Here is an 8,527-nt window from a genome sequence, read left to right on the forward strand (position 1 = left end):
AGGAGGTAAGAGAGATGAGGAAGGTAGTATCTTTCATGTTAAGTTTGGCTTTAGCTGGTGTGATTGGATTAGCAGGATGTCAGCAGAAGAAGGAAGAGGCTCCAAAGCCTGAAGCACCTAAGACAGAGGCTCCTGCTCCAGCAGCTCAGCCTGCTGAGAAAGCAGCTGAAAAACCCGCTGAAAAACCTGCTGAGAAAGCAGCTGAAAAACCCGCTGAGAAGCCAGCTAATAAACCCGCTGGTGCCAAGAAAAAAGTAGAAGGGTGTTAATTTAAAAAATTTTAAAACATTAACCCCCGGAAAATATCTTCCGGGGGATTAATTTTATTTTAGACATAAAAACAAAAACACTTGTTTTTTAAGTTTCTGTATTATAATTTTTTAGAATATTGGATCAAGAGCCTAAGGTATTTTTAATGAACAATCCAACAGAAAATTATCTCAAAATTCTTGAAAGATTAGATTTTTACAAATTGCTTTTTATTGCTAATTCTGTAAGAAATAAATATAAAGGTAACAAAATTGAACTCTGCGCTATAGTAAATGCTAAAAGCGGGAAATGTTCAGAAGATTGTGCCTTCTGTGCTCAATCTTCAAAATATAAAACTTCAGCACCAGTTTATCCTTTAATGGATAAAACTACAATCCTTGAAAAGGCTTTAGAAGCGAAACAATATAAAGTTAAAAGATTTTCTATCGTTATAAGTGGAAAAAAGCCTTCTAAAAAAGAAATTAAAGATATTGCAAAAACCGTAGAATTTCTTTCTCGAAAAGAGATAAATACTTGTGCTTCCTTAGGTTTATTAGATTATGATGAGATATGTTACTTGAGAGACCATGGACTTCAGAGGCTTCACTGTAACATTGAGACTTCAGAAAATTTTTTTCCTAAAATATGTACTACTCATAAATTTGCTGATAAAGTTCGCACTCTTGAAGCAGCGAAAAAAGCCAAAATTTCTATATGCTCTGGTGGTATCTTTGGAATGGGTGAATCCTGGGAAGATAGAATTGATATGGCATACTTTTTAAAATCTCTGGATGTAGATTCTATACCTATTAATTTTCTTACACCAATAAAAGGAACTCCTTTAGCACATATCAACCCTTTGTCTCCTTTTGAAGCTTTAAAAATTATTGCTATGTTTAGAATTATTTTGTCCAAAAAAGATATTAGAGTTTGTGGAGGAAGACCTATACTTAAAGAATTTGCTTCTTGGATTTTCCTTGCAGGAGCCAATGCTTTAATGACAGGAAATTATTTAACTACCAAAGGCTTTACCTATATAGATGATTTAGAATTCATAAAAAGACATAAACTAGAAATTGATTTTTAAATTTTTTTCAAAACACTTTTCAATTCCTCAAAGGTAGGCTTGCAGTTACACATCCACCTTGTCCTTCAACCAACTGCCTATCTGCTTTCAATTCCTCAAAGGTAGGCTTGCAGTTTACAGCATTTTATTTAATGTATTATAGAACAATTAATTTCAATTCCTCAAAGGTAGGCTTGCAGTTACTATTTATTATTTTTTATTCGGTGTTTGTTTTTAAATAGATGTTCGTGTAATATTAAAATATTTCGATGTTTCTCAAGTCCTTCTCTTATTTTTATAGGTTTTATTTGATAATAGTTTGACATAAAATGGACATTAGATAATATTATCAAGTCATGATCATTAAAAACTATTTTACGGGTGGGATGTTTTTTATGGTATCCCCAAGCCTTACCATAAGGGGGACCATAAGCGGGCTGATAGATTACAACCCATTTTTCAAACTCCCTTTCTGGTTTAAGACCTAAATAAATAAAAATTTTATACCAACTATAGCCTCGATTACGTAGGTCTATAATAAACTCTGGGCTTACTTTCTTTTTATGGCTTAAATATAAAACTAAAGGAAGTTCTTCTTCCTTAATGAGAGAACCTCTTTTTAGAATAACAATTTTTTCCTTAGGGACTTGAAAATAGTTACTTACTGCTAAATAAAAATGGGTTATCTTGTCCTCGGAAAAAGAGACACCCAGCTTAAGGTTTTCTGCCTTTAATCCTAAAGGGCTTAATAAAAGAAGTATTAAAAATCCTAAGACAAAAAATTTTAATTTTTTACTCATAAGCTTTTACCTCCTGCACTTGTTTTTTTATATTTTTAAAAACAAAAAACGTGCCTAAAATACCTGGATGAATTTAAAGAATAACCAGTTTGATTTTTAAGAAAATTTCAAAAGGAAACGAAAGGTTATCTAATTTTGGTTTTGTAAAAATAAAAAATTTTGTAAAAATTACACGTCTAAAAGGTAAAACTTTCAAAAAGAAAAAAGAGGTTGTTGTTTAAGGAAAGGTTCTTCTGGTTCAAAATTAGAAAAGACCTTTACCACCCCGTATTCTCCGTCATAACCTGGTTTAACAGATACCTCACCTTTTCGTACCTTGAGGATAGCTTCTGCTAATTTTTCAGGTAAAAGAGACACTAATTCATCTTCTGTCAATTTTAAAAGAAGGTTAAATTCATTTTCAGCAACTGAGGTATATTGCTCGTAAAGTTTGGCTAAAGTTTTAGAAGTAGGAGAAAGATTAAAAATCTCACTTAGGATCTCTATTAAAGGTACCAGATGTACTGAAAGAGGTTTGTTAGGAGGGATATATCCCTCCTCTCTGTCAGCCAGATCTTCTATCCGATGAAGAACCCCTATCGTAATTTTTTCTCCACATTTAGGACATTTGAGACCTAAAGCCTTGGCTTCTTTAGGAGAAAGGCTGACTTTACAATTTCTGTGGCCGTCAAAGTGATATTTTCCCTCTTCAGGATAAAACTCTATGGTAAACGCGATCTTACCTGTTTTTATCGAAGAATAGATGTTTTCATAAGTAAGAGGGTAAAAAAAAGCGGTAGCTTCTCTTCCTAACTTAGCAGGTGAATGGGCGTCAGAGCAAGAAATAAGAGTAATTGAGTCAAGCTTAGAAATTCGCCAGTTCATTTCTGGGTCTGAAGAAAGGCCAGTTTCTATCGCATAGATATAAGAGGTAGCTTCTTCAAAGGCTTCTTCAAGACTATCAAAACCTGAAAAGGCTCCAAAGACTGAATACCAGGGGGTCCAAGCATGAGCAGGAATAACCAGTATTTCCTTTGAAATCGTCATCAGGTCTGAAACTAGTTTTTTACAAGAAACTCCAAAAGTAGGTCTTCCATCTGCCGTTAGTGACCCAAGTTTAGAAAGATAAAGATTTATTTCTTCAGCTACCTCAAAATTAGGAGCTATAAGAATAAGATGAACCCTTCGGTTGGTTTTCTCTCCTTGAGAAAAAATCAGGGAAACCTCGGAAGTAAGTATAAATTTTGGACCTTCAGGCAGGTGTTTAAAAACCAAAAGTCCTGAAGATGGGTCAAACTCAAGCCAATTTTTAAGTTCTTTAAACCAAGCAGGATGAGTAAAATCCCCTGTACCTATCAACGAAAGCCCTTTTTTATGGCCTATTTGAGCTATTTGAGGAATTTCCATTTTTTGACTACAAGCTCTACTGTATTTGGAATGGATGTGAAGGTCAGCTAAAAAAGAATTTTCTAAGAGTTCTTTTGAAGGAAGGTTTTGATTTTTTGTTAGCATTTGTTTTTTTGAAATTTTTTATCTTTAAATTTTATCAGACGTGAAACTTTTGTCAATCCTAATGAGAGGGTATTTTTTCCCTTGACAAAACCTGAAAATATATTTTACTTAAATTAAAACTATAAAAATTTAAACGAAAAGGGAGGTCATAATAAATGGCTTTTCAGGAAATTGCTAACTTAGAAGAAAAGATAGATGCTCTTATAGCTTTGGTAGTCCAACTTAGAAACGAAAAAGAGGAACTTATAAATAAATTAAAAAACAAAGAGGAGGAAAATGCAAGGCTTATAGAGGAAATAGAAAGGAGGGAGGAGGAAAGAAAGGTTTTAAAAGAAAAAATTGGTAGTTTGATAGAGAAACTCTCCCAAATATAGATTTTAAAGATAGATGTAAAAGCCTATGTTAAATTCAAAAGAAGTAGTTTTTGAGTTTTTAGGACAAAGGTTTACCTTCCGAGCCCATATCTCGGAAGAAGAAATAACAGAGGTGCTTGCTTATTTAGAGGAAAAAAAGAAAGAGGTAGAGAAGATTAAAAAAGTTCCTACTTTTAAGCTGGCAGTTTGGCTACTTTTACAGGTAGCTCATGATTATGTAAAGCTTAAAAGAGAAAAAGAAGAGTTAGAAGAATACCTTAAGGGACAAATTTTAAAACTGGGAGAGTTTTTAGAACAAGAAAAACCATCCCTGGGGTGTTCGTGAAGAGAGTAGAGCCCTGCCAAGCTAACACTAAAAGTTTGTTGGGGTTTGGTGGATCTGGGGTCTTTTGCTCGTTAAGAGCATCCAGGACTAGCCAGACCCCACCCCTAAAGTTTTTAGAATAAGAGCTTGGAGCAGGGAGCTCCCACGGCACCCTGGGGTTTCCTTAAATCTTTTTAAATTTTTCTTTTCTCCTTCCTCCTTAAAAATCATATATAAGGGAGGAGTCTTATGGGTCTTGTTTTAGGCTTGATTTTAGGTAGTTTATTGGGAATAGCCATATTATGGGTCTATTTATACTTCCAGAAGAAAAAGAACCTTTTGGTTCAAAAAACTGCTGAAGAAATCATCAAAGAGGCAGAAAAAAAAGCTAAAGAAGTTTTAGAGAAGGCAGAAAGAGAGGCTAATTTTAGGCTTCAACAGGCGGAACTCAAAGTTAAAGAACAGATTTTGTCTCATAAACAAAAATTAGAAGAAGAGTTTAACAAAAGACTTCAAGAAGTAACCTTAAAAGAAGAAAGAATAGTAAGTAAAGAAGAATATCTCTCTAAAAAAGAAAGCGATCTTTTTAAGAGAGAAGAACAGTTATTAAAAAGAGAAGAAGGTTTAGAAAAAAAACTAAGAGAGATAGAAGAATTTAAAAAATCTTTAGAAGAACAAAAACATGAAATAGAAAGATTATATCATCAGGCAAGGGAAGAACTTGAAAAAATAGCCGGACTTTCTGAAAAAGAGGCTAAGGAAATACTTCTTAAAAGAGTTGACGAAGAATTGACAGAAGAAAAGGCAAAACTAATAATGAAGATAGAAAATGAAATAAAAGAAGAGGTTAAAAGAAAAACTCAGGAACTTCTCTCTTATTCAGTGGCTAAAGCAGCCATACCTTTTGTAACCGAAAAAACCGTTTCCACCGTTCAACTTCCTAACGAGGAAATGAAGGGTAGGATCATAGGAAGAGAAGGAAGAAACATAAGAACCTTTGAAACCTTAACAGGAGTTGACCTTTTGATAGATGATACACCTGAAGTGGTAGTTCTTTCCTGTGTAGACCCACTTAGAAGAGAAATAGCTCGTTTAGCCTTAGAAAAGCTTATAGCAGACGGAAGGATACATCCTACGAGAATAGAAGAGGTGGTTAGACAAGTAGAAGAAGAAATGGAGCAACATCTTGTGGAGGTAGGAGAAAAGGCCTGTTTTGAATTGGGAGTTTATGGTCTTCATCCAGAATTAGTAAAAATGCTTGGTAAGCTTAAATATAGGACAAGCTATAGTCAAAACGTGCTTCAACATTCTATAGAAACAGCTATTATTTGTGGAGCTTTAGCAGGAGAACTGGGGATAGATGTAAAAAAAGCCAAAAGGGCTGCTTTATTACATGACATAGGTAAGGCTGCTTCTTATGAATTAGAAGGTCCTCATGCTTTGATAGGGGCTGAAATTGCGAGAAAATACGGAGAAGATGAGGAAATCGTAAATGCTATCGCCTCTCATCATGAAGATATACCTATAAATAGTCTTTTAGGAATTCTTTTGCAGATAGCTGATGCTATTTCAGGGGCAAGACCTGGTGCAAGAAGAGAACTTCTTGAGGCTTATATTAAAAGAATAAAAGAGTTAGAATCTATTGCTTACTCTTTTGAAGGAGTAGAAAAAGCTTTTGCTATTCAGGCAGGGAGAGAAATTAGGGTTATAGTAGATGATAAAAAGATTACAGACGAACAAGCTTATGTATTAGCTCGAGAAATTGCACAAAAAATCGAAAAAGAAGTAACCTACCCGGGGATTATCAGAGTAACAGTAATAAGAGAAACCCGGGTAATAGAGTACGCAAAATAAAAATATTAACAGGATGAATTTATGGAAGAGGTTAAAGAAATAAAAATTTTGTTTTTAGGAGATATCGTAGGTAGTGCCGGAAGAAAAGCGGTTAAAGACCTTCTGCCAGATGTCTTGAAAAAATATCAACCTGATTTTGTGGTAGCTAACGGAGAAAATGCTGCAGGTGGGTATGGTCTTACCGAGAAAGTAGCTGAGGAACTTTTTTCTTACGGTATAGATGTTTTAACCTCAGGCAATCATGTTTGGAAAAAAGAATTTTACCCTTATCTCAATAAGTCTGAAAGAGTAATAAGACCTGCTAATTATGGGGAAGGAGCTCCAGGCAAAGGATGGACTGTATATACCAAAAAAGATTTAAAATTAGGGGTAATTAACCTTGAAGGACGCATCTTTATGCGTCCTTTGCTTAATCCGTTTTTGGTAGGTAAAAAATTAGCTTTAGAATTAAAAAAAGAAACACCGTTAATCTTGGTTGATTTTCATGCTGAAGCCACCTCAGAAAAAATAGCCCTGGGTTACTTTTTAAACGGAGTGGTCTCTGTAGTTCTGGGTACTCATACCCACGTTCAAACCTCAGATGCCAGGATTTTATCTCATAAGACCGGGTATATAACCGATGTAGGGATGTGTGGAGCAGTAGAAAGTATCATAGGTATGAAGATAGACCAGGCATTAGAGATGTACTTAAACATGGTTCCAAGAAAGTTAGAGGTAGAAAAAACAGGACAACTTAAACTCGAAGGAGCTTTTATAAAATTAAATCAAAAAGGAGAAACCATTTTTATCGAAACTTTTAGAGTTATTTCTTAGGTTGATTCTTTTTCCACCATTTTTGAAAAAGGCTACGTTTTAAAGGAGACAACCTGTCTATAAAAAGTATCCCCTCTAAATGGTCATATTCATGTTGAAAGGCTATGGCATGTAACCCTTCAAGTTCTCGTTCAAATGGATTGCCATCTAAATCTAACGCTCTGATATAAAGCTTGGCATGTCTTTCTACCTTGGCATAATATCCAGGGATACTAAGACATCCTTCTTCATAAGTAGTATATCCTTCAGTTTGTAAGATCTCTGGGTTTATATAGACTTCTAACTTTGGGGTTCCTTCTTTCTGTGAAACATCTAATAAAAACACTCTTTTTAATACTCCTACTTGATTGGCTGCTAATCCAAGCCCTTTGGCTTTATACATGGTTTCCGCCATTTGTTCCACCAGGTTTTTGATTTCTCCATCTATGTTTTCTATAGGTAAAGCTTTTTCCTTTAAAACTGGATGACCTAGGATTACTATTTCCATCCTTATCTCCTTAAAAAAACTTTTTATAAATATTATTTTAAAATTGATTTAAGAAATTTCAACGTGCTTTTTGATTTTGAGAGTTGTCAAAAGTTCTATTAAAAGGCATAATATAATTAAAAAGGATAAGGAACAAGGGGGTAAGGAGATGAAATCCATATTTCTGGTATCAAACAGACCGTTTACCGGAAGAAACATCTTGGCTTTAGGCCTTGCTTTAAACCTGAAAGAAAAGGGAAATAAAGTTGGTTATATGAAGTTGATAGGCAAAGTGCCTGTCAAGGTAGGAGACAAAATTCTTGATGAAGAGGCGATGTTTATCCATAAGGTCTTAGAGCTTGAGGACCCTGTAGAATGGTCCTGCCCGTTTGTGTTTACCTATGATGTGCAGTACAAACTGTTTGAAGGAGAAGACATATCAGTAGACCAGCAGATAAGAGAGGTTATTAAAAAACAGTCTGAACTTAAAGATTACCTTTTTGTGGTTGGGGGAGACAACATTTTTGAAGGCTACAGCCTTGGGATAGACAGCTTTCATTTAATAAAAGAATTAAAGGGTAAGGGGTTAATAGTTCAGCTTTGGGATGGAGAGACCTCGGTGGATGATATTTTAGGAATCAAAGAGCTTTTAGGGGAAAATTTTGCCGGTGCGGTGATAAACAAGGTCCCTGTTGAGGAATATCCTTATGTAAAGGAGAAGGTGATTCCTTATTTAGAGGGTAAGGGTGTAGAGGTTTTAGGGATTTTCAAGAAGGACAAGTTGCTTGAGGCAGTAACGGTTAGGACGCTACTTGAGGTGGTTAACGGGGGTATTGTGTGTTGTGAGGACAAGCTTGATGAGTTTGTAGAGAACATTACGATAGGTGCGATGGACCCTGAGAATGCGATGAGGTATTTTTTAAGGATACCTAACAAGTTAGTGATAACAGGGGTAAACAGGACAGACATTCAGATTTTAGCTTTAGAGACTTCTACCAAGTGTTTACTTTTGACAGGTGGGTTATATCCAAGCGAGATGGTGGTAAACATAGCTAAGACAAAGGGAGTGCCAATTGTGGTGACCTCTCTTGATACCTTCTCATCGGTTGA

9 protein-coding genes and 1 pseudogene are annotated in these 8,527 nt (G+C 35.0%); 7 read left to right on the forward strand and 3 right to left on the reverse strand.

Features of this window, described 5'->3' with window-relative positions; genetic code table 11:
- Together H529_RS0109110 and bioB are read left to right on the forward strand one after the other, a co-directional pair.
- Window positions 1-269, forward strand: a pseudogene (locus H529_RS0109110) (hypothetical protein); the annotation flags it as partial.
- A 146-nt stretch (window positions 270-415) separates the two neighbouring features.
- Window positions 416-1,336: a biotin synthase BioB gene (bioB, locus tag H529_RS0109115; protein WP_022856186.1), complete on the forward strand. Its 921-nt coding sequence runs from the start codon at window positions 416-418 to the stop codon at window positions 1,334-1,336.
- Between the two features lie 182 nt (window positions 1,337-1,518).
- Here the strand turns inward: bioB and H529_RS12220 are convergent, their stop codons facing one another.
- Together H529_RS12220 and H529_RS0109125 are read right to left on the reverse strand one after the other, a co-directional pair.
- Window positions 1,519-2,115, reverse strand: a complete 597-nt coding sequence (locus H529_RS12220) for a hypothetical protein (RefSeq protein WP_028843179.1) — start codon at window positions 2,113-2,115, stop codon at window positions 1,519-1,521.
- A 192-nt stretch (window positions 2,116-2,307) separates the two neighbouring features.
- Window positions 2,308-3,606 carry an endonuclease Q family protein gene (locus H529_RS0109125; RefSeq protein WP_022856188.1) on the reverse strand — a complete coding sequence of 433 codons (1,299 nt, stop codon included), beginning with the start codon at window positions 3,604-3,606 and terminating at the stop codon, window positions 2,308-2,310.
- 155 nt (window positions 3,607-3,761) lie between these two features.
- Between H529_RS0109125 and zapB the strand changes: the two genes are divergently transcribed.
- The 4 genes from zapB (at window position 3,762) to H529_RS0109150 (ending at window position 6,951) form a co-directional block, all read left to right on the forward strand.
- Window positions 3,762-3,980 carry a cell division protein ZapB gene (zapB, locus tag H529_RS0109130; protein WP_022856189.1) on the forward strand — a complete coding sequence of 73 codons (219 nt, stop codon included), beginning with the start codon at window positions 3,762-3,764 and terminating at the stop codon, window positions 3,978-3,980.
- Between the two features lie 25 nt (window positions 3,981-4,005).
- A complete protein-coding gene (gene zapA / locus H529_RS0109135) occupies window positions 4,006-4,305 on the forward strand; it encodes a cell division protein ZapA (RefSeq protein WP_022856190.1) in 300 nt (99 codons plus the stop codon).
- A gap of 228 nt (window positions 4,306-4,533) precedes the next feature.
- Complete coding sequence (rny, locus tag H529_RS0109145; RefSeq protein ID WP_022856192.1) at window positions 4,534-6,138, forward strand: ribonuclease Y; 1,605 nt, start codon at window positions 4,534-4,536, stop codon at window positions 6,136-6,138.
- A gap of 21 nt (window positions 6,139-6,159) precedes the next feature.
- Window positions 6,160-6,951: a TIGR00282 family metallophosphoesterase gene (locus H529_RS0109150; RefSeq protein ID WP_022856193.1), complete on the forward strand. Its 792-nt coding sequence runs from the start codon at window positions 6,160-6,162 to the stop codon at window positions 6,949-6,951.
- On the opposite strand, the gene def is transcribed toward H529_RS0109150, so the two are convergent.
- Complete coding sequence (gene def, locus H529_RS0109155; protein ID WP_022856194.1) at window positions 6,941-7,438, reverse strand: peptide deformylase; 498 nt, start codon at window positions 7,436-7,438, stop codon at window positions 6,941-6,943. The genes H529_RS0109150 and def overlap by 11 nt on opposite strands.
- 148 nt (window positions 7,439-7,586) lie before the next feature.
- On the opposite strand from def, the gene H529_RS0109160 reads away from it, so the two are divergent.
- On the forward strand, window positions 7,587-8,527 hold a 941-nt coding region (locus H529_RS0109160), incomplete at its 3' end, for a DRTGG domain-containing protein (RefSeq protein ID WP_022856195.1).

The organism is Thermodesulfobacterium thermophilum DSM 1276 (assembly GCF_000421605.1).
Taxonomy (GTDB): domain Bacteria; phylum Desulfobacterota; class Thermodesulfobacteria; order Thermodesulfobacteriales; family Thermodesulfobacteriaceae; genus Thermodesulfobacterium; species Thermodesulfobacterium thermophilum.

Bases quoted from the DNA above. Each gene is read 5' to 3' on its own strand.
- bioB (WP_022856186.1), top strand. From the start codon at position 416: ATGAACAATCCAACAGAAAATTATCTCAAAATTCTTGAAAGATTAGAT.
- H529_RS12220 (WP_028843179.1), bottom strand. From the start codon at position 2,115: ATGAGTAAAAAATTAAAATTTTTTGTCTTAGGATTTTTAATACTTCTT.
- H529_RS0109125 (WP_022856188.1), bottom strand. From the start codon at position 3,606: ATGCTAACAAAAAATCAAAACCTTCCTTCAAAAGAACTCTTAGAAAAT.
- zapB (WP_022856189.1), top strand. From the start codon at position 3,762: ATGGCTTTTCAGGAAATTGCTAACTTAGAAGAAAAGATAGATGCTCTT.
- zapA (WP_022856190.1), top strand. From the start codon at position 4,006: ATGTTAAATTCAAAAGAAGTAGTTTTTGAGTTTTTAGGACAAAGGTTT.
- rny (WP_022856192.1), top strand. From the start codon at position 4,534: ATGGGTCTTGTTTTAGGCTTGATTTTAGGTAGTTTATTGGGAATAGCC.
- H529_RS0109150 (WP_022856193.1), top strand. From the start codon at position 6,160: ATGGAAGAGGTTAAAGAAATAAAAATTTTGTTTTTAGGAGATATCGTA.
- def (WP_022856194.1), bottom strand. From the start codon at position 7,438: ATGGAAATAGTAATCCTAGGTCATCCAGTTTTAAAGGAAAAAGCTTTA.